Origin of the sequence: Streptomyces finlayi (genome assembly GCF_014216315.1) — a bacterium.
In the GTDB taxonomy this organism is placed as follows: domain Bacteria; phylum Actinomycetota; class Actinomycetes; order Streptomycetales; family Streptomycetaceae; genus Streptomyces; species Streptomyces finlayi_A.
The window spans coordinates 6,917,669-6,937,872 of record NZ_CP045702.1; the positions used below are offsets into that span (position 1 = coordinate 6,917,669).

Annotated in this window: 14 protein-coding genes and 1 pseudogene; 9 read left to right on the forward strand and 6 right to left on the reverse strand. The window is 71.5% G+C overall.

Annotated elements, in window-relative coordinates; all coding sequences use genetic code 11:
* Positions 1-11: 11 nt before the first annotated feature.
* Positions 12-1,058: a hypothetical protein gene (locus F0344_RS31730; RefSeq protein ID WP_185302044.1), complete on the reverse strand. Its 1,047-nt coding sequence runs from the start codon at positions 1,056-1,058 to the stop codon at positions 12-14.
* 108 nt (positions 1,059-1,166) lie between these two features.
* On the opposite strand from F0344_RS31730, the gene F0344_RS31735 reads away from it, so the two are divergent.
* A complete protein-coding gene (locus F0344_RS31735; protein ID WP_185302976.1) occupies positions 1,167-1,604 on the forward strand; it encodes a DUF4442 domain-containing protein in 438 nt (145 codons plus the stop codon).
* A gap of 99 nt (positions 1,605-1,703) precedes the next feature.
* Here F0344_RS31735 and F0344_RS31740 read toward each other — a convergent pair whose 3' ends face one another.
* Positions 1,704-2,234: a gamma carbonic anhydrase family protein gene (locus F0344_RS31740; RefSeq protein WP_185302045.1), complete on the reverse strand. Its 531-nt coding sequence runs from the start codon at positions 2,232-2,234 to the stop codon at positions 1,704-1,706.
* Between the two features lie 140 nt (positions 2,235-2,374).
* Here F0344_RS31740 and F0344_RS31745 point away from each other — a divergent pair, with 140 nt between their 5' ends.
* The 5 genes from F0344_RS31745 (at position 2,375) to fxsT (ending at position 12,476) form a co-directional block, all read left to right on the forward strand.
* Entirely contained in the window at positions 2,375-3,127 is a 753-nt protein-coding gene (locus tag F0344_RS31745) for an acyltransferase (protein ID WP_185302046.1), read from the forward strand.
* A 157-nt stretch (positions 3,128-3,284) separates the two neighbouring features.
* Positions 3,285-3,857: a helix-turn-helix domain-containing protein gene (locus F0344_RS31750; RefSeq protein ID WP_185302047.1), complete on the forward strand. Its 573-nt coding sequence runs from the start codon at positions 3,285-3,287 to the stop codon at positions 3,855-3,857.
* A gap of 699 nt (positions 3,858-4,556) precedes the next feature.
* Entirely contained in the window at positions 4,557-7,019 is a 2,463-nt protein-coding gene (locus F0344_RS31755; protein WP_185302048.1) for an FxsB family cyclophane-forming radical SAM/SPASM peptide maturase, read from the forward strand.
* 158 nt (positions 7,020-7,177) lie between these two features.
* Positions 7,178-8,530 carry a TIR-like protein FxsC gene (locus tag F0344_RS31760; RefSeq protein ID WP_258050186.1) on the forward strand — a complete coding sequence of 451 codons (1,353 nt, stop codon included), beginning with the start codon at positions 7,178-7,180 and terminating at the stop codon, positions 8,528-8,530.
* The gene (fxsT, locus tag F0344_RS31765; protein WP_185302049.1) at positions 8,514-12,476 is read left to right on the forward strand and encodes an FxSxx-COOH system tetratricopeptide repeat protein; all 3,963 of its coding nucleotides are present in this window, start codon (positions 8,514-8,516) and stop codon (positions 12,474-12,476) included. The genes F0344_RS31760 and fxsT overlap by 17 nt, the downstream gene beginning before the upstream one ends.
* A 45-nt stretch (positions 12,477-12,521) precedes the next feature.
* Here fxsT and F0344_RS31770 read toward each other — a convergent pair whose 3' ends face one another.
* The 3 genes from F0344_RS31770 to F0344_RS31780 all read right to left on the reverse strand — a co-directional run bounded on the left by F0344_RS31770 (position 12,522) and on the right by F0344_RS31780 (position 14,806).
* Positions 12,522-13,385, reverse strand: coding sequence for an alpha/beta fold hydrolase (locus F0344_RS31770; protein ID WP_185302050.1), 864 nt, complete (start codon positions 13,383-13,385; stop codon positions 12,522-12,524).
* 127 nt (positions 13,386-13,512) lie between these two features.
* Complete coding sequence (locus tag F0344_RS31775) at positions 13,513-14,355, reverse strand: aminoglycoside N(3)-acetyltransferase (protein ID WP_185302051.1); 843 nt, start codon at positions 14,353-14,355, stop codon at positions 13,513-13,515.
* Between the two features lie 43 nt (positions 14,356-14,398).
* Positions 14,399-14,806 carry a CoA-binding protein gene (locus F0344_RS31780; RefSeq protein WP_185302052.1) on the reverse strand — a complete coding sequence of 136 codons (408 nt, stop codon included), beginning with the start codon at positions 14,804-14,806 and terminating at the stop codon, positions 14,399-14,401.
* Between the two features lie 89 nt (positions 14,807-14,895).
* On the opposite strand from F0344_RS31780, the gene F0344_RS31785 reads away from it, so the two are divergent.
* The 3 genes from F0344_RS31785 (at position 14,896) to F0344_RS31795 (ending at position 19,865) form a co-directional block, all read left to right on the forward strand.
* Positions 14,896-15,522: a YigZ family protein gene (locus F0344_RS31785; RefSeq protein WP_185302053.1), complete on the forward strand. Its 627-nt coding sequence runs from the start codon at positions 14,896-14,898 to the stop codon at positions 15,520-15,522.
* Positions 15,523-15,648: 126 nt separating this feature from the next.
* The gene (locus F0344_RS31790) at positions 15,649-16,815 is read left to right on the forward strand and encodes an exonuclease SbcCD subunit D (protein WP_185302054.1); all 1,167 of its coding nucleotides are present in this window, start codon (positions 15,649-15,651) and stop codon (positions 16,813-16,815) included.
* Positions 16,812-19,865, forward strand: a complete 3,054-nt coding sequence (locus F0344_RS31795) for an AAA family ATPase (protein ID WP_185302055.1) — start codon at positions 16,812-16,814, stop codon at positions 19,863-19,865. The genes F0344_RS31790 and F0344_RS31795 overlap by 4 nt, the downstream gene beginning before the upstream one ends.
* Here the strand turns inward: F0344_RS31795 and F0344_RS31800 are convergent.
* Positions 19,855-20,154, reverse strand: a pseudogene (locus tag F0344_RS31800) (Lrp/AsnC family transcriptional regulator); the annotation flags it as partial. The gene F0344_RS31795 and the pseudogene F0344_RS31800 sit on opposite strands and share 11 nt — an antisense overlap.
* Positions 20,155-20,204 lie beyond the last annotated feature (50 nt).

Genomic DNA, 20,204 nt, shown 5'->3' on the forward strand with positions numbered 1-20,204 from the left:
ACGGGAGACGGTCAGGAGGCGGAGTCCGCCAGCCGCACCGTGCTCAGGATCTGCTGGATGGTGGTGTCCGGGAGTTCGTCGTCCACGCCCGCGTTGGCGTACAGGACCCAGGTCGAGTACTCCTTCTTGGCGTTCATGAAGGAGAAGGCGATCGACTTGCCGTCGGTGTCGCACTTCTCCTTCTTCTTGACGTTCGCCGCGGTCGCCGTCACCACGCTGCCGGAGAGACCCGACTTGGTGGTGTACGGCTTAGGCTGGCCGACCTTGACCGTGCCCTTGGGCTCCTCCTGGGCGTAGGGGGCCCACACCCAGTTGCCCGCCTCGTTCCTGGCGGCCTCGCCGGTGCTCTTGGCGCCCTGGGCGCCCTTGGTTCCGACACCGGCGAGGCTGGTGTCCTCCTTGGTGCCGTCCTTGTCGGCGTCGTCGATGCACCACTTGCTCTTGTAGAAGGCGGGTGCGGAGAAGCCGACGGCGGGCGGCCCCTCCGGGTTCTTGACGTCCTCGAAACCGGAGATCATTCCCGGGCTCGCGACCTCCCAGTCACCGGGAACGTCGAACTGCGTACCCCACTTGGGGTTGGTGACGACCTTCCACCCCGGGATCAGCGGCTTGGCGTCCGCGCCGCCCCGCGGATTCTCGGCCGGAGCCGACGTTGCCTCCGACGGCTTGGCCGACGCGGACGGCTTCTTGCCGTCGGCGACGGTCGTGCCGCCCTTCTCGTCGTCCTTGCCGAGCACGATCACACCGGTGACGACCGCTGTCACGACGACCGCGGCGGCGGCGACGATCGCGATGACCGTCGTCTTCTTCTTGTCGTCACCCTGCGGACCGCCGGGCTGACCCGGAACGGCGTACTGCGGCACGGTCGGCTGCTGGTACGGATTGGGCTGCGGGTACCCCGGCTGACCCGGCTGCTGGTACCCGGGCTGCTGCCCGGGCTGCTGGTATCCCGGCTGCTGATAGGGATTCGGCTGCTGGTACCCCGGCTGCTGGTACGGGTTCTGATTCTGGTCCTGCGGGTTCTGCTCGCCCCCGGGCGGCTGCTCTCCTGGCCACATGGCCAGTAACCATAGAGGGGACGCGCCACCGCTGCTACGGCCGCCCCCGTGCGGGATGGCCAAATGCCCCTACTGGTGAGTAACCTTCGGCGGATGAGCGATGAACAGATGACAGTCGGCGACATGCTCGTCGCGACGGTTCCGATGGCCAGGACCCTCAACCTGGAGTTCCTGGAGACGACCCCGGACCGCGCGGTCGTCCGGCTGCCCGACCAGGCCGATTACCACAACCACCTCGGCGGACCGCACGCCGGAGCGATGTTCACGCTCGCCGAGTCCGCGAGCGGTGCCATCGTCATCGCCGCCTTCGGGGACCAGTTGTCGCGTGCCGTGCCACTCGCGGTGTCGGCGGAGATCGGCTACCGGAAACTGGCGATGGGCGAGGTCACCGCGACCGCGACCCTCGGTCGGCCCGTGGCTGATGTCGTCGCCGAACTCGACCAGGGCAGGCGGCCCGAATTCCCGGTCGCCATCGAGATCCGGCGTGCCGACGGCGCGGTGACGGGCGAGATGACCGTCGTCTGGACCCTGCGTCCCCACAGCTGATTTCCGGCGGCTGGTCTCCGGCCGGCCGGGCAGGGCCGCCGCGCATCCCGTACCCGGGCGCGGCGGCCCTTCGTGCTGGGGCGGGTGGGCCGATCGGCCTCAGCCCTCGTGTTCCTGGCGGTGGGCCTTGGCCAGCTCGACGTAACCGACCGCGTTGAACCTGATGCCCTCGCGCTCCTCCGCGGTCAGTTCCCGCTTGACCCTGGCGGGGACTCCCGCGACGAGCGAGTTCGGTGGTACCCGCATGCCCTGCGGGACGAGTGCTTGTGCGGCGACCAGCGACCCCGCACCGATGTGCGCGCCGTTGAGTACGGTGGCGCCCATGCCTACCAGGACGTCGTCCTCGATGGTGCAGCCGTGCAGGACCGCGTTGTGGCCGACCGAGACCCGGGCGCCGACGGTGAGCGGGAAGCCCAGGTCGGTGTGCACACTGCAGTTGTCCTGGATGTTGCTGTCCGGGCCCAGACTGACGGGGCCGCAGTCGGCCCGGAGCACCGCGTGGTACCAGACGCTGGAACCCGCGCTCATCGTGACCTCACCGATCACGACAGCGGTCGGTGCCACGAACGCGTCCGCGTCGATGACCGGCTCCTTGCCGCCCATACCCATGATCAACGCCTGCTCAGCCAAGGCCTGCTCCTCCGTGCTCCGGTGTGGTGCGCTCGCTCCGGAGGAACGGTAGGCGACGCCCGCCCGGCAGCGGGTGGTGGGGTGAACATCACAGGCCAGGGCGCCGACCGGCCCCCGCCCCGGCCATTACGGTGTGTCGCGTGCCGACGAACAGAAACACGTTCTCCTCGCTCGCCGCCCGGCGGCGCAGCATCCTGTCCCGGGCCGTCCACCGCGCCTGGGCCTGGGTGCGGGAGACGGGCGCGGTCACCGCGCAGCACCCCGGGCGGCTGCGGTTCCGCCGGATAGGTCCGGGGACCAGGCTGGCCTTTCCGCAGGGCACGGTGTTCGGGGAGCCGTGGATCGAGCTCGGCGACCACTGCGTCATCGGCGAGCAGGTCACGCTCACGGCAGGTCTGATGCCCGATCTCGAGCTCGGCCCGGACGCCGTCCTTACCCTGGGCAACGGGGTCGTGCTGGGCCGGGGCAGCCATGTCATCGCCGACACCACGGTGACGATCGGCGCGGACACCTACTGCGGTCCGTATGTCTACATCACCTCGACCAACCACAGCTACGACGATCCGCACGAGCCGATCGGCCGCCAGTGGCCGCGCATGGAGCCCGTCGTGATCGGCCCCGGCTGCTGGATCGGCACCGGCGCGGTGATCCTCCCCGGCGCCCGGCTCGGCCGCAACGTGGTGGTCGCCGCCGGAGCGGTCGTCCGCGGAGAGGTGCCGGACCACGCGGTGGTGGCCGGTGCGCCGGCCCGTGTCGTACGGAGCTGGGACCCCGAGAAGGGCTGGCAGCCACCGCTCCGTACGCCCGCACCGGTCCCGGTCCCGGACGACGTCACACCCGAGCAGCTCTCGTACCTCGCCGCGCTCCCGCCGGAGACCCCCGAGGTCTCCTGACCCGATGCCCCGAAGTCGGCCAGGCCCACAGCAGGCTGGTGGCCGGGGCGAACAGGGCTGTCGTGGTATGCCTCGCAGTACAGTGCGGTGAACGTTTCGGTGCACTACACCGTAGTGCAGTATTGTGAACTCTGTCATCCAGAATATTGGACGGAATGTGTCTGACCTCGATCAGCTCACGCAGTCGCTGGCCCGCAATCTCAGGCGGTGGCGGGGCGAGCGCGGTTTCACCCTCGACGCCCTGGCCGCGCGGGCCGGGGTCAGTCGCGGCATGATCATCCAGATCGAGCAGGCGCGGACCAACCCCAGCGTCGGCACCACCGTCAAGCTCGCCGACGCGCTCGGCGTCAGCATCACCACGCTGCTCGACTGCGAGCAGGGCCCGCAGGTTCGGATCGTCCCCGCCGGCCAGGCCGTACGCATGTGGACGACGGAGGCGGGCAGTTCGACCACCCTGCTGGTCGGCACGGAGGCCGCCGGCCCCCTGGAGCTCTGGTTCTGGTGCCTGATGCCCGGAGAGGGCAGCGCATCCGATCCGCACCCCGAGGGAACCGTCGAGCTCCTCCATGTCACGTCGGGCGAACTCACCCTGGTCGTCGACGGCGAGCCCCACGCGGTGCCGGCCGGCACCTCCGCGACGTTCGAGGCCCACCTGGCGCACGCCTATCGCAACGAGGGTGCGGAACCGGCCGAGTTCACCATGGCGGTCTCGGTCCCGCCCGCCCGTTGATACGGTGAACTGCCCACCGGGTGAAGGCTGTTGGCGTGTCGGGCAGCGGGGGCCCGCTCAAGGGCTGTCGAGCGCCACGGCGTGGAACCGCGCGACCGGTCCGCTCTCGTCGAGGGTCTCCGTGTCCGAATCATTGCTGTCCGGAATCAATCTTCGGTGAATTGCGGGTTTCGGCCCGGACGGCGTAGGAAGCTGTGCACCATGGCCCGCCCGCTGTTCTCGAACTCACGCGCGCGAACGCTACGCGCGTGCGACATCGTGATCCGTATCGCTCACTCGAAGGGGTGCTTTCGCTCCTCGATGAGTACGCGCGTGCCCGGACCGCTGTTTGGAGCGCAGGGGGTTCCTCACCCATTTGGCTTGTGCCTGATTTGCGTTCCTTTTTCCGTTGTGCAGAAATAAGGGCCCGTGATATGTGGACGGCGGAATTCCGCCATTGTTCACAGGAGCGGGCCCTCGTTGTGCGATCTGAGAGGCTCTCCATGGACATTCCGCTCGTCTCCGCAGCCGGCAGGCCGGGGCTCGTTCCCCGCCGACAGGCTGCTCCTCGGGTACCACTGGCGAAGAGTGCCGCGGTTCAGGGCGGCGGCGCGGTGCCCGCTCCCCTCAGCCGTCTCCTGTCGAACGGCACAGGGCCGAGCCCGCTGGTCGTCGCGGCCTTCCAGTCGTCCGTCTGAGCGGCCGGGCACCGACACCGCCATGGACCGGCCGCCGCTCTCGCTGAGTCAGTTCGTGCTGAAGATGCACAGCCGCTGTGACCTCGCTTGCGACCACTGCTACGTGTACGAGCACGCTGATACGAGTTGGCGTGGCCGGCCCAAGGTGGTGTCCCACAAGATCCTGGCCAGGGCCGCCGAGCGGATCGCGGAACACGCCCGGGCCCACCGGCTCCCCGAGGTCCATGTGGTCCTGCACGGCGGCGAACCGCTGCTCGCCGGCCCCGCGAGACTGCGGACGGCGGCGGAGCAGCTCTCCCGCGCACTCGACGGCGTGAGCGCCCTGGACCTGCGTATCCACACCAACGGCGTGCTGCTCAGCGAACGTTTCTGCGAGCTCTTCACCGAGCTGGGCATCAAGGTCGGGGTCTCGCTGGACGGCGACAAGTCCTCCAACGACCGGCACCGCCGGTACGCGGACGGGCGCAGCAGTCACGCCCAGGTCCTCAAGGCCGTGGAACTGCTCAGCAGGCCCCGCTACCGGCATCTGTTCGCCGGCCTGCTCTGCACGATCGACGTCGAGAACGACCCCGTCGCCGTGTACGAAGCGCTCGTCGCCCTCGGTCCGCCGCGCATGGACTTCCTGCTGCCGCACGCCACCTGGGACGTACCGCCGCCCCGGCCGGGAGGGTCGCCGACTCCGTACGCGGACTGGCTGGACGTCGTCCACCGGCGCTGGGACGCGGACGGCCGGCCCGTACCGGTACGCATGTTCGACTCCGTCGCGCGCACGCTGCGCGGCGAGAGCAGCCTCACCGAATCGCTCGGACTGGCGCCCGTGGACCTCGTGGTGATCGAGACCGACGGCACGTACGAACAGGCGGACAGTCTCAAGACCGCCTACGAGGACGCTCCCGCCACCGGCATGGACGTCTTCACGCACTCGCTCGACGAGGTGCTCGGCCACCCGGGGCTGCTCGCCCGGCAGCAGGGGATCGAGGAGCTCGCCGCGCAGTGCGGGGCCTGTCCGGTGGTCACGTCCTGCGGCGGCGGTCTGTACGCCCACCGGTACCGGACCGGCAGCGGCGGCAGCGGTTTCGACAACCCCTCGGTGTTCTGCCCCGACCTGATGGAGCTCGTCGTGAACATCCGCGACCGTGAAGCCGCCGTCCCCGTGGCACCCGCGGCCGTCTCGGGCGGCGACGACCTGGACGAGCTCGCGACCGGCTTCGGGGGCGCCGGGGCCGTGGGGCGGCTGGCGGAGATCCAGCTCGACCTCGACCGTCAGCTGCTCGCCGCCGTGCGTGAACGCGGCTCCCGGGGCGACCGGCTCGCGGCCGCTGCCTGGGAGCTGATCGTCGAACTCGACACCTCGCTCCCCGAAGCGGTGGACGCGGTGATCGCGCATCCGTATCTGCGCCCCTGGGCCCTGCGCGCCCTGGACGGCAGGGCCCCCGGCACGGCGGGGCGGGGACTCGCGGAGGTCGCCGCCGCGTGCGCGCTGCGTGCCCGGCGCGGCGACCGCGTCACGGTACCGGTGCGCGGAGGGCTGCTGCGGCTGCCGGGCCTGGGCACGGTGTCGCTCCCGGCCCGGACGGAACTGGCCGAGGTCGAGGCGGGCCCGGACGGGTTCTCGGTGAGGGCCGCGCAGCGGTGCGTGGAGATCGGCTGGGACAGCGGCGCCGACGGGCTCGTCCGGAACTGGCGGCCGGTCCGCCTGGTGGAACTGCCCGGCTGGACCGTGGCGCTGGAGGACACCGACCCGATGCGCGACAGCCATCAGTGGCCCGTGTCGGACCGCCTCTCCCACGGGGAGGCCAAGCTGTGGTCCGAGGACCTCGCCGAGGCGTGGTCGCTGATCAGGCGTGAACTGCCCGCTTGTGCGCCGGGAGTGGCGGAGGGGCTGCGGGTCGTCACCCCCCTGCACGCACCGGAGGGCAGCGACGTCAGTGCCGCCTCCCGGGAGGCGTTCGGGGCGATCGGTGCGGCGCGGCCCGTGACGCCCGACCTGCTGGCCCTGCTGATCGTGCACGAGTTCCAGCACGTCAAGCTGGGGGCGGTCCTGGACAGCCACGACCTGTACGACCCGGACGGCGGGGACCGGCTGTTCTACGCGCCCTGGCGGGACGATCCGCGGCCGCTGGACGGCCTGCTCCAGGGCACGTACGCGCACATCGCCGTCACGGACTTCTGGCGGGTGCGCAGGCTCACCACGCAGGGACCCGCCGCGCGGGCGGCGGAGGCGCGGTTCGCCCGGTGGCGCGAGCAGACGGCCGCGGCGGTGGACGAACTCGCCGGCTCCGGCGTGCTCACCCCGCTGGGAGAACGTTTCGTCGCGGGCATGGGCGAGACGATCGCGGGCTGGTCGGCGGAGAAGGTCTCCCGGACCGCTCTCGCCGAGGCCGCACGCACCGCGGCGGCCCACCGCGCGGCATGGGGTGCGGCCGCGGTGCGGGAGCGAGCGCGGGTGCGAGCGCGGGTGCGGCACACCGTCACCGGTAAATGATCGTATACAGCTCCAGATTTGGCAGCTTTGACATCAATTGATTGATCCAAAAAGGCATTTGATCAATTGGATCAATCAATAGATGTGTTCGCGTGGTTCCGTCGAGGAATCGAGGTTTCCTACACTGAGGGCCCAGCGAACAGGGACCGGGGGCTACGTTGGCCAGTGGAGCGGTGGGGGCCGGGGGAGACGAACCAAAGCCTTACTTCTTTCTCAGCTACGCGCATACGCCGAAGAACCATCCGAAGGACAAGGACCCGAACGTCTGGGTGGAGAGGTTCTACCGGGATCTGTGCGCGCACGTACTGCAACTGACCTCGCTTCCGGCGGGAGTGCCCGCCGGATTCATGGACCAGCAGATGCAGCCGGGGGAAGGCTGGCCGGAGCGGCTGTCCGAGGCGCTGGCGTACTGCAGGGTCTTCGTACCGCTCTACTCACCACGCTATTTCCTGAGCGAACAGTGCGGTCGTGAGTGGTACGCCTTCTCCAGCCGGGCCGTGCACCACCAGGCCGCCCAGTACAACAACAACAGCTCCCCGATCACCGGGATCGTTCCCGCGCTCTGGGTGCCCGTACCGCCCAAACAGCTTCCGCAGCCCGCGGAGCGGCTGCAGTTCAACCACGCGACCTTCGGGGACGACTACGCGGACGAGGGCTTCTACGGACTGATCAAGCTCCGTTACCTCAGGGACCAGTACGAGCGGGCGGTGTATCTCCTGGCCAAGCGCATCGTCAAGGTCGCCGAGCAGACGCAGATGGCCGAAGGCCACCCGCATCAGGACTACCTGGCCGTACCGAGCGCGTTCGGGCCGCCGGGTCCCGCCCGCGAGATGGACATAGCCGTGCTCGCCTGTTCGCGGGCCGACCGGCCGCAGGACCGGGGCCCCGACTGCTACGGGCCGGACGCCCGGGACTGGAATCCGTACCATCCCAAGTCCTCGCGGCCGCTCGCCGACCACGCGGTCGATCTCGTGCGCAACCTCGACTACCTGGTCCGGGTGGGCGACTTCGAGGCCGAGGCCGAACGGCTGCTGGCCGCCGGGGAGCCGAGCGCTCCGGGACTGCTGCTGCTCGACCAGTGGGCACTCGAAGCCCCGCACCGGAGGGATCTGCTGCGGCGGCTCTGCGCACAGGACCGGCCCTGGATCAGCATCATGGTCCCCTGGAACCGCGAGGACCCGGAGTCCGCGCTGCGGTCGGATTCCCTGCACTCGGCCGCCGGTATCCTCGCCGCCGAGACGGCCGGGGGCCACCGCTCGCCGGGCGCGGGAGTTCCCACGCTCGAAGCGTTCAGCGAAGAACTGCCGCGTGCCGTGCGAGCCGCCGACCGGCACTACACGGCGCAGGCGAAGACCTACCCCCCGGAAGGGCGGGGCGGGCGGATACCACGGGTGCTGCCCGGAGGCGTCGGATACGGCGCCGACGTGCACGTCACCCCTTCTGACGGACCGCACCAGGGCAAAGGCCACGCCGACGACGCGGAGGGACCCTCGGATGACCGAGAACCGTGATGGCACCATCGTCACCTTCTACTCGTACAAGGGCGGCACGGGGCGCACCATGGCTCTCGCCAACACCGCCTGGATCCTCGCCGCCAACGGATACCGGGTGCTCGCCGTCGACTGGGACCTGGAGGCGCCGGGGCTGCACCGCTTCTTCCACCCCTTCCTCGACTTCTCCGACCTGGAGGCCACTCCTGGCGTGATCAACCTGATCACCGAATACCAGGAGGAGGTACGACGGCCCGCCGAGCGGGAAGCCGAATGGCACCGTGACTACGCCCGCGTCCGCCCGCACGCGACCTCGCTGAACTGGTCCTTCCCCTTCGGCGGGAGCCTCGACTTCGTCTCCGCCGGGCGGCGAAACCGGGACTACTCGGCGACCGTGGGGCGGATGGACTGGGAGGACTTCTACGAGCGGTACGACGGCGGCCAGTTCTTCGATGCGATGCGTACCGACATGCAACGTCACTACGACTACACCCTCATCGACAGCCGGACCGGGATCAGCGACATCGGGGACATCTGCACCGTTCAGATGCCCCAAGTGCTCGTCGTCTGCTTCACGTTGAGCGATCAGAGCATCGACGGCGCGGCTGCCGTGGCCCGCGACATCGAAGAGCGCTTCCACGACAAGAACATCCGGATACTGCCGGTGCCGATGCGGATCGACGACGGCGAGAAGGAGAAGGCCGACGCGGGCCGGGCCCTGGCAAGGGAGAGCTTCAGCGGCTTCCCAAGCGGGCTGAGCAGTGAGGAACTGGCGGGCTACTGGGGCTCGGTGGAGATTCCCTACCGGCCCTTCTACGCGTACGAGGAGATCCTCGCGACCTTCGGTGACGCGCCCAACGTGTCCAGCTCCATGCTCACCGCCTGCGAGCGTCTCACCGCGGTCCTCACCGACGGAGCGGTCAGCGCCCTGCCCCCGATGGACGAGGCCGAACGGCTCGGCTACGTCGCGGCGTACACCCGGCGGCGTCCCGTGCCGCCGTCCAACGTGGTGCTCGCCTACGTGGCCGAGGACCAGATGTGGGCCGACTGGCTGCAGGCCGTGCTCGTCCGGGCCGGCTTCCACGTCGCCGCGGTCGACGTGCGGACGAACCAGGTGGCGGGTGCCGAAGCGGCGTTCAGTCCCGGAGTCACCTACCGCGTCGTCTCCGTCGTCTCGCAGGCGTACCAGAACTCCGCTCCCGCCAGGACCCTGTGGGACTCCGTGTCCGGACTCGATCCCGCAGGCAGCCGCCGCCAGGCCATACCCGTCCGGGTCGGCGACGTACGTCTGAACCTGCCCGCGAGCAGCCGGGCGGTCGTCGACCTCGTACGGCTGGACGAGAACGAGGCCGCGGCGGCCCTGCTCGGTGCCCTGGACCGGGACGAACCACTCGTCTCGCCGCCCGTCCCGGTGGGCGGGCCCCGCTTCCCCGGGACGACGCCGCAGGTGTGGAACGTACGACCCCGGCACGCCTGGTTCACCGGGCGCGCATCCGTGCTGGAGCGGGTACGCGACCAGCTGCGCGGCGACACCCCTTCGGGACAGCACCTGCCCCAGGTCCTGTACGGGCTCGGCGGGGTGGGGAAGACCCAGGTGGCCAGGGAGTACGCGCACCGCTTCCGCGCCGACTACGACCTGGTCTGGTGGGTCGAGTCCGAACAGCCCGACCGGGTGGTCTCCTCACTCGCCGAACTCGCCGCCGAGATGGGGCTGCGTACCGGCGACGGGGTCACCGACGCCGCCATGGCGGCCCTGGAGGCGTTGCGCAGCGGATCGCCGTACTCCCGCTGGCTGCTCGTCTTCGACAACGTCGAGGACCTCGACCACGCCCTGGACGTCTTCGCCGACGAGACCGCGCCCATCTCGGGCTCCCTGTACGGCCACATCCTCGCCACGTGCCGCAACAAGCCGGTGTCGGCGCAGATCCAGTCGACGGAGGTCGAGGTCTTCACCCGCGCCGAGAGCGTGGAGCACCTGTGCCGCCGCGTTCGCAAGCTGCCCGCACGGGACGCGGACCGGGTGGCGGAGGCCGTCGGTGACCTGCCGCTGGCGGTCGAGGTCGCGGCCGCCTGGCTCGCCGAGACGGCCACCCCGGTGGACGACTACGTGCAGCAGCTCAGGGACCAGAGCACCAAGGTCCTGTCCCTGGGCACCCCGGACGACTACGCCCAGCAGATCGGCGCCACCTGGAACATCTCCATCGCCAGGCTGCGCGAGGAGTCCAAGGCCGCTGTACGCCTCCTGGAACTGTGCTCGTTCTTCTCCGCCGAACCCATCTCGATGAGCCTCATCGGCAGCGACTCGATGCTCCGCTCGCTGCTCCCCTACGACCCCGATCTGCGCGAGCGGTACATGCTCGGCAAGGTCACCCAGGCGCTGAACCGCTTCGCACTGGCCAAGGTGGACCCCGCCGACAGCAGCATCCAGGTGCACCGCCTCGTCCAGGCGGCCGTCCGCTCCGGGATGACCAGGGAGGAGCGGGCCCAGGCGATGCACGAGGTGCACGTCACACTGGCGGCGGCCCGGCCGCAGGACACCGGGGAGCTGGACAGCCCCGTGAACGACCCCCGCACCTGGTCGAGTTTCGAGCTGATCTGGCCGCACCTCGGCGCGTCCGGCATCGCCGACTGCCACGAGGAGTCGGGCCGGCAGCTCATGCTCGACCGGATCCGCTACCTCCTCAAGCGCGGGGAGCTGGAGAACGCCCGCCTGCTGGGAACCCAGCTGAACCGCACCTGGACCCGGGATCTCGGCGAGGACGACAAGCAGACGCTCAACCTCCGCTTCGAGCTCGCCAACGCCCTCCGGGCCCAGGGCAGATACCACGCGGCTCTCGCCCTGGACGAGGACACCAGGGAACGGCAGATCCGGGTGTTCCACCCCGACCACCCGAACGTCCTGATCACCACCGGGAGCCTCGCCGCCGACCTGCGCGCCCTCGGCCGCTTCGACGAGGCGCTGGAACGTGACGTGCGGATCTACCGGGGCATGCGCGAGACCTTCGGCGAGGACCACCCGCGCACCCTGACCGCCGCCAACAACCTCGCGATCGACTACCGGCTGACCGGCGACAGCGAACGCGCCCGCCGACTGGACGAACAGACCGTCGAGCGCCGCAGCGCCCTGCTGACCACGGACCACCCCTACACGCTCACCACCAAGGGCCACCTCGCGCGCGACCTGCGGGAGACCGGGGAGTACGAGGCATCGGTCCAGGTCCTGCGTGAGGTGATCGCCGCCTTCGAGCGCAGCGTGCTCAACGCCGACGTGCCCGAGGCGCTGCGCACCGCCAAGAGCCTCGCCGTCTCGCTGCGCAAGGCCGGACATCCGCACGAGGCGAAGCGGCTCACGGAGGAGACGTACGGCCGCTACCGGGGACGGTACGGGGCGAAGGTGCCCGATGCCCTGGCCTGCGGGCTCAACCTGGCGGCCGACTTCTCGGCCGTCGGGGACAAGCAGGCCGCCCTGGACCTCGCCCTGCAGGCACTGGAGGGGTACCGGGAGAGCCTGGGTGAGGAGCATCCCTTCACGCTGGCCTGCCGCAACAACGTCGGGATCTATCTGCGGGGGCTCGGCGAGGCCAGGCGGGCGGCGGAGGTGGGTGAACTGGTCAGGGCGGCGCTGGAGGACCAGCTCGGGCCCTCCCACCCCTTCACGCTCTGCGCGGCGATCAACCTCGCCAACGCCTACGGGGATCTGCACCGGCCCGAGGCGGCGGAGCAGTGGGAGCGCATCGCGCTGGAGGGCCTGACGGCGAGGTACGGGCCCGACCACCCCGATGTGCTCGTCTGCCGTTCCAACCTCGCGATCACCCTGCGCGCGGCCGGGCGCGAGGTGGAGGCGCAGCGGATGCGGGCAGAGGTTCTCGAACCGGCCGCCGTACGGCTGGGAGCCGATCACCCGATCACCGAGGCGGCCCGCTCCTGGCGGCGGCTCAGCCGTGACCTGGAGCCGCAGCCCGTGTGAGCCGGGACGCGCGAGCGGTACGGGGCCCGGGGCCAGGTGGACAGGTCACCTCGACGTCCAGCCGAGTACCCGGGTCAGTACCCGCAGCGCGCCGAAGTGTGCGGCGCCCCGCTCCACGACCAGCTCGGCCCCGGGGATGCGCTCGGCGAGCCACCGGGTGTGCGACACCGGCGCGAAGACGTCGTCCTCGCCGTGCCACAGCAGGACGGGCGAGGAGATGTCCTCGGGGCTGAAACCCCAGTCGGTGCTGAACGACATCACGTCGTCGACCCAGCCGTCGGCCGAACTCCGCAACCCCTCGGCGAAGTTGCGGGTGAGCATCGCCCGGATGCCGGCGTCGGCGACAATGCCGCGGTCCGAAGCGGGCAGCGTGCTGCGCATGTCGGCCACCATGCCAGCCGGGTCCGCCCGGATCGTGGCCGACCGGAACTCCAGCGCGGCGGTCAACTGGCGTGGTCCGGCAGCCGCGTTGACGTACTCCCGGACATTCGACTCGGTCATGCCGTCGAACCAGTCCAGGCCCTGGGCATCGCGCGGCGCGAGCCCGACGAGCGCCGCCGTCCTGGCCGTGCGGTCGGGCAGCAGCGCCGCGCAGGCGAGCGCGTGGGGCGCCCCGCCCGACCGGCCGACGACGCCGAACCGCTCGATGCCCAGGGTGTCCGCGATCGTGGCGACGTCCTCGGCGACATGGGCCACGGGCCGCCCGGGTAACCGGTCCGAATCGCCGTATCCCGGACGGTCGTAGGCGATGAGATGCACGCCCAGCCGGTACAGCACGGAGCCCCGTGGTGCGGGCCCGAGCCGGCTTCCGGGGGTGCCGTGCAGAAGGAAGACGGGCCTTCCGTGCGGTTTGCCGTAGTGCTCGACGGCCAGCTGCCGGCCGTCCTGGGTGCGAATCAGCTGCTTCATCCGGCGCCTTCCCATCGGTACGACACGCCGCAAGTATGAGCGCAGCCAGGGCAGTTGGTACATAGGTGCTCCAGCCAACGGTCGTAGCCGACCCACGCGTGGGCGGCCCCGGCCGACGAGCCCGGCCCTACGTACGGACCGCCTTTGCCGGGTCCGCCGGGCGCTCGCCCCGGTGCTCCGCGAACCATCCGGCCGCGAAGTCGACGGCGGCGACCAGGCGCACGAGCCTGCTGTGCGCCGCGCCGACCAGGCCCGTGCGCACGGCCCCCGTACTGTCCGACTCCTCGAAGTCCCGGCCCAGCGCGGCGAAGTCGCTGTCGTCCAGGTCGACGTCCTCGTACTCCCACCAGCCGCGCCGTCCTCCCGTGGTCACCACGCAGCGGTACCGGCGGCGGGGCGGACGGGCCACCCGGTACTCGGCCAGGTGGAAGGCGGTGCACGTGTCGAACCCCGTCCCCAGCAGAAGGATGTGGGCGTCGCCCCCGTACAGAGCGGCCAGCGGGGAGTCCTCGCCGTAGTGGCAGTCGGCGCGATGGCGCGCCATCAGCGCGCAGGCGGCGGGCCCCAGCGCGGCGAACGAGGTCTGCGGGTGACCGCTGCGTTCGGCGCCGGGCGCCAGCCGCACCGCCTCGGCGAGGCGGCCCACGGACGGCGCGGGCGTGGCCGCCCGGTCGAACGGCGGCATCGCGGCACGTACGGCCTCGCGCGCCTCCTCGCCCAGGCCGTGCACACTGCGGCGGAAGGCGGGGGAGGTGTCGGAGTTCTCCGGAGTGAACGCCGGGACCACCAGGGTGCCGTCGGGCCCCAGCGCCCGGAGCAGGGCGGCCACCATGGTGCGGACGCCCCCGTCCACCGCCCCGACGGAACGCATCGAGGCGTGTACCAGGAGCGTCCCGCCGAGCGGCACGCCGAGTTCCCGCAACTGCGCCGCCGCACGCTCACCGCTGAGGACACCGCTCACGGCGGCCATTCTCCCCGTCGGTCGCCGTGCGCGACAGCGTGCCCCGGCGGCGTCAGCCGAGCCGCGGGATCTCGATGGCGGGGCAGTGGTCCATGACCATGTCGAGCCCGGCCGCGCGGGTACGCTCGTAAGCGGCCTCGTCGATGACACCGAGCTGGAACCAGACGGCCTTGGCACCGATGGCGACGGCCTCGTCGGCGACGCCGCCCGCCAGCTCGCTGTTCACGAACACGTCGACCACGTCGACGTCGAAGGGAACGGCCTCCAGGGACGGATACCCCTGCTCCCCGTGGACGGTCTCGGCCTTGGGATGTACGGGCACGATCCGTTTGCCGTAGCGCTGGAGCACGTCCGCGACCCCGTAGGCAGCCCGCCCCGTGTTCGACGACAGGCCCACGACGGCCCAGACGTCGCCGGACTCGGTGAGGATCTTGCGGATGGTGTCCTGATCGCCGTACATGGCATGCCCTCCTGCGGACGCGGATTACTGCCTGCCTGCGCAACCTACGGCAGGCACCGGGGATTCCCCGGCCGGTCTAAGGTGGCCGGATGCAGGAGCAGTACCGCACAGTCGCCCGTGCGGGCGAGCACGAGACCGAGATCAACCGTTCGCGCTTCATCTGCGCGCTCGCCCCCGCCGCCACCGAGCAGGAGGCGCAGGATTTCGTCGCACGCGTACGCAAGGAGCATCCGACCGCCAGCCACAACTGCTTCGCGTACGTGATCGGTGCCGACGCCTCCGTACAGAAGGCATCCGACGACGGGGAGCCCGGAGGCACCGCGGGCGTTCCCATGCTGCACATGCTCATGCGGCGTGAGGTGCGATACGTGGCCGCCGTCGTCACCCGCTACTACGGCGGTGTGAAGCTCGGGGCCGGCGGTCTGATCCGGGCCTACGGGGGGTCGGTGGGCGAGGCACTCGACACGCTCGGCACGATCACGCGTCAGCGTTTCCGGCTGGCGGCCATCACGGTGGACCACCAGCACGCGGGCAGACTGGAGAACGACCTGCGCGCCACCGGCCGCGCCGTGCGCGAGGTCACATACGCGGAGGCGGTGACCATCGCGATCGGGCTGCCGGACGCCGATGTCGAAGGATTCACGGCCTGGCTGGCCGATGCGACGGCCGGCACGGCCACGCTCGAACTGGGCGGGGAAGCGTACGGGGACGTCTGAATCCGCTGTTGATGCGGGTTGCGGGGGCAACCGGCGTTAGCGTGGTCGGTGCCGCTCGTGGGATCACGGGCCGGCCCCGGGGTGGAGGAAAAGAAACATGCAGGTCGTAGCCGTCGGAGTGCTGTCGTGAGGATTCTGCACACGTCCGACTGGCATCTGGGGCGCTCATTCCACCGGGTCCCGATGCTCGACGCGCAGCGGACCTTCCTCGATCACCTGGTCGCCACGGTCCGCGAGCGCGGGGCGGACGCCGTCCTGGTGTCCGGAGACATCTACGACCGGGCCGTGCCGCCCCTGTCCGCCGTCGAGCTGTTCGACGACGCGCTGCACCGGCTCGCCGCCGAGAACGTGCCGACCATCATGATCTCCGGGAACCATGACTCGGCCCGCAGGCTGGGCGTCGGCGCGGGTCTGATCGGTCGGGCCGGCATCCACCTGCGTACCGACCCGGAGGGCTGCGGCACCCCTGTCGTCCTGCGCGACGCACGCGGCGAAGTGGCTTTCTACGGGCTGCCCTATCTGGAACCCGCCCTGGTCAAGGACGCCCTCGGTGCTGCGAAGGCGGGCCACGAAGCCGTCCTCGGGGCCGCGATGGACCGCGTCCGCGCCGACCTCGCGACCCGGCCCGCCGGGACCCGGTCGGTGGTCCTCGCCCATGCCTTCGTCGCGGGCGGCGAGCCCAGCGACAGCGAACGGGACATCACTGTCGGCGGAGTCGCCGCCGTGCCCGCCGCAGTGTTCGACGGCGTCGACTACGTGGCCCTGGGACATCTGCACGGCAGCCAGCGCGTCACCGAGCGCGTGCGCTACTCCGGATCCCCGCTCGCCTACTCCTTCTCCGAGGCGGATCACCGCAAGACCATGTGGCTGGCCGACCTCGACGCCGAAGGCTCCGTCACCGCCGAACGGGTCGACTGTCCCGTGCCCCGCCCCCTCGCCCGGCTCCGCGGCCCCCTCACCACCCTGCTCGACGACCCCCGTCACGAACGGCACCGGGAGTCCTGGGTCGAGGCCACCCTGACCGACCCGGCGCGCCCGGACGACCCGATGGCCCGCCTCGTGGAGCGCTTCCCGCACACCCTCAGCCTGGTCTTCGACCCGGAACGGGCCCCCGAGGATCCCTCCGCCTCGTACGCACAGCGTCTCGAGGGACGCGACGACCACCAGATCGCGGAGGACTTCGTGGCCCATGTGCGCGGCGGCAGCGGACCGGACGAACAGGAGCGCACGGTGCTGCGCTCCGCCTTCGACGACGTACGAGTGGACGACGGCGTGCACGAGGTGTCCCGTTGAGGCTCCACCGGCTCACGATCACGGCCTTCGGCCCCTTCGGCGCCACCCAGGAGGTCGACTTCGACGCACTCTCCTCGGCCGGCATCTTCCTCCTGCACGGCCCCACGGGCGCGGGGAAGACCTCGGTGCTGGACGCCGTCTGCTACGGCCTGTACGGAGCGGTACCCGGGGCCCGGCAGAACCCCGGGACCTCGCTGCGCAGCGACCACGCCCCGGAAGGACTGACCACCGAGGTCTGCCTGGAGCTGACCGTCGGCGGACGCCGCCTGGAGGTGACCAGGCGCCCCGCTCAGCCGCGCCGCAAGAAGAAGGGCACCGGCTTCACGACGGAGAAGGCGCAGAGCTGGCTGCGCGAGTACGACTCCGAGCACGGCTGGCGCGCCCTCAGCCGTTCGCACCAGGAGATCGGGGAGGAGCTGTCCGCGCTCATCGGGATGAGCAGGGACCAGTTCTGCCAGGTGGTCCTGCTGCCCCAGGGCGACTTCGCGCGCTTCCTGCGCGCCGACGCGGAAGCCCGCGGCAGACTGCTCGGGCGGCTCTTCGACACCCGTCGCTTCGCGGCGGTCGAGGAGCGGCTCGCGGAGCTGCGCCGCGGCGCGGAGGCGCAGGTCAGGGCCGGGGACGAACAGATCATCGGTCTCGCCCAGCGGATCGCGCAGGCGGCCGGACCCGCCGGACGGGAGTGGCCGCTGCCGGAGGACCGGCCAGGTGAGCCGGGCCTCGCCGAAGGCGTCCTGGAGTGGGCCGCCGTGGCCCGCGCCGGGGCACGCGAACGGCTCACCGTCGCCGAGCGGTCCCTCTCGGCCGCCGAGAGCCGGCAGGCCGCTGCCCGCCAGGCACTCGACGCGGAACGCGAACTCGCCAGGCTCCAGCAGCGGTACGAGGAGACCCGGCGCCGTGCCGCCGCTCTCGAAGCGGGCCGCCCCGAACGGGACCGGTGCGCCGCGCGGCTGGAACGTGCGCGCAAAGCCGCACTCGTCGCTCCCGCGCTGGAGCTGCGCGGGGAAGCCGAGCGCGCGTACCGCGAGGCGAGCGAGGGCCGGGAGCGCTCACGCGGCCGGCTGCCCGCGGACCTGGCCGACGCGGGAGCGGAGCAACTCGCCGCCATGGAAAGCCGGTTCCGCCAGGAACTGGGCGGACTGGAAGCCGCACGCAGGGCGGAACGCCGCAGTGCGGAGATCGACGCCGAACGGGCCGCGCTCGAACGGCAGTCGCGCGCCGACGACGAACTGATCCAGGACACCGGGCACTGGCTCGCGGGATGGGACGCCGTCCGCCACGGGCTCCAGGAGCACATCGAGGAGGCACAGGAAGCGGCGACCCTCGCGGAGCAGCTGGCCGGCCGTCTGGCCCCGGCACGCAGGAGGCTGGAAGCGGCCCGCCGCCGTGACGCTCTCGCGCTGGAGGCGGCGGCCGCCGCCCGGCGGATGTCCGACGCCCGCGAAAGCGCGCTCGCGGCGCACGAACACTGGCTGGCCCTGCGGGAACGGCGCCTGCGCGACATCGCGGCGGAGCTCGCCGCGGGGCTCCTCGACGGCGCGGCCTGCACGGTCTGCGGCTCCGTGGAGCATCCGGACCCCGCACAGCCCGGAGACGGGCATGTCGACCGGGCCACCGAAGAGGCGGCGCAAACCGCGCACCGCCGTGCCGAAGCGGCACGTACGGCGGCGGAGCGCGAACACGGCACCGTGCGCGAGCGCTTCGCCGCGGCGAGCGCCGAGGCGGCCGAAGGGCCGGAAGACGACGAGGGACGCGGCGGCCCCGCCGGCACCGGACCCTCGGTCACCGAACTCGAGGTCTTCGTCGCCGAGCTGACCAGGGAGCACGCCTTTGCCCACCGGCGGGCCGCCGGTACGCACGCGGCGCGGGAAGCGCTCGCCGCCGCCGAGCGGGAGCACGCGGGCCGGCTCGACCAGTACGGGCGGGCCGAGCGCCGTGCCGCCGCCCGCACCTCCCAGCGCGAAGCGCTCGACCGGGAACAGTCGGTGCTGCTGGCCGAGTTGGCGACCGCGCGCGGGGAATCAGCCACCGTCGCCGCACATGTCCTCCGGCTGGAGCGCAGGGTGGAGCTGCTCGGCGAGGCGGCGGAAGCGGTACGGGCGGAGCAGAGCGCGGCCCAGCGGCGCAAGGAGGCCGACGCCCGGCTCGCGGACGCCGCGTTCAAGGCCGGGTTCGATACTCCCGACGCCGCGGCGGCGACGCTGCTCACCGATGCGGCGCACCGCGACATCCAGCACCGGATCGACGCCTGGCAGTCCGAGGCCGCCGCCGTCGCCGACCGCCTCGCGGAGCAGGACGCCCAGGCCGCCGCCGAACGCCGGCAGGCGGAACCCGGCGCCGCGCAGACCGCGTTCGGCTTCGCCGAGCGGCTGCTCCGGGACGCCGGATCGGCGCTCGCCGCCGCCCGTGAACGCTGCTCCGAACTGGACCGGCTGTCGCGCCGGGCCGCCGAGGAGGTACGCGCGATGGGGCCGCTGCGCCGGGAGCACGACCGTGTGGCCCGGCTCGCGGGGCTGACCGCGGGCACCTCCGCGGACAACGAACGCAAGATGCGTCTGGAGGCGTACGTGCTCGCGGCACGCCTCGAACAGGTCGCCGCGGCCGCCACCGCCCGGCTCCGCAAGATGTCGTCGGGCCGCTACACCCTGGTCCACTCGGACGCCCGCTCCGGCGGCCGCCGGGCCGGGCTCGGCCTGCATGTCGTCGACTCCTGGACCGGCCGGGAGCGGGATACGGCGACACTGTCCGGCGGCGAGACCTTCTTCGCCTCGCTCGCGCTGGCGCTCGGTCTCGCCGACGTCGTCACCGACGAGGCCGGCGGCGTACGGCTGGACACGCTCTTCATCGACGAGGGCTTCGGCAGCCTGGACGAGCAGACCCTCGACGAGGTGCTCGACGTCCTGGACTCCCTGCGGGAACGCGACCGCAGCGTCGGCATCGTCAGTCATGTGGCCGATCTGCGCCGCCGCATCCCCGCGCAGCTCGAAGTGGTGAAGGAACGGCACGGTTCGGAGGTACGCCACCGCATGGCGGACGGGCTCAGCGGCTGACCGGCCGCCGGGGGAGCGGGGAGGAGTACACGATGCTGGTGGTCACGGCGCCGAGGGCGCCGATCCGGCCGGTGACCTCTTCCAGATGCCTCATGGACCGGGCGGTGACCTTCAGGACGAAGCAGTCGTCGCCCGTCACGTGATGGGCCTCGATGATCTCCGGTGTCGTGTCCGTCAGGTCGTGGAACGGCTTGTAGTTGCCGTTCGGGTAGCGCAGCCGCACGAGGGCGAGGATGGGCATTCCGAGCCGCTCGGGATCGACCACCGCCGCGTATCCGCTGATCACCCCCAGCCGGCCCCGGAGCGAGAGGCCCGGCCGCGCGCGGACGGCCGGGCCGC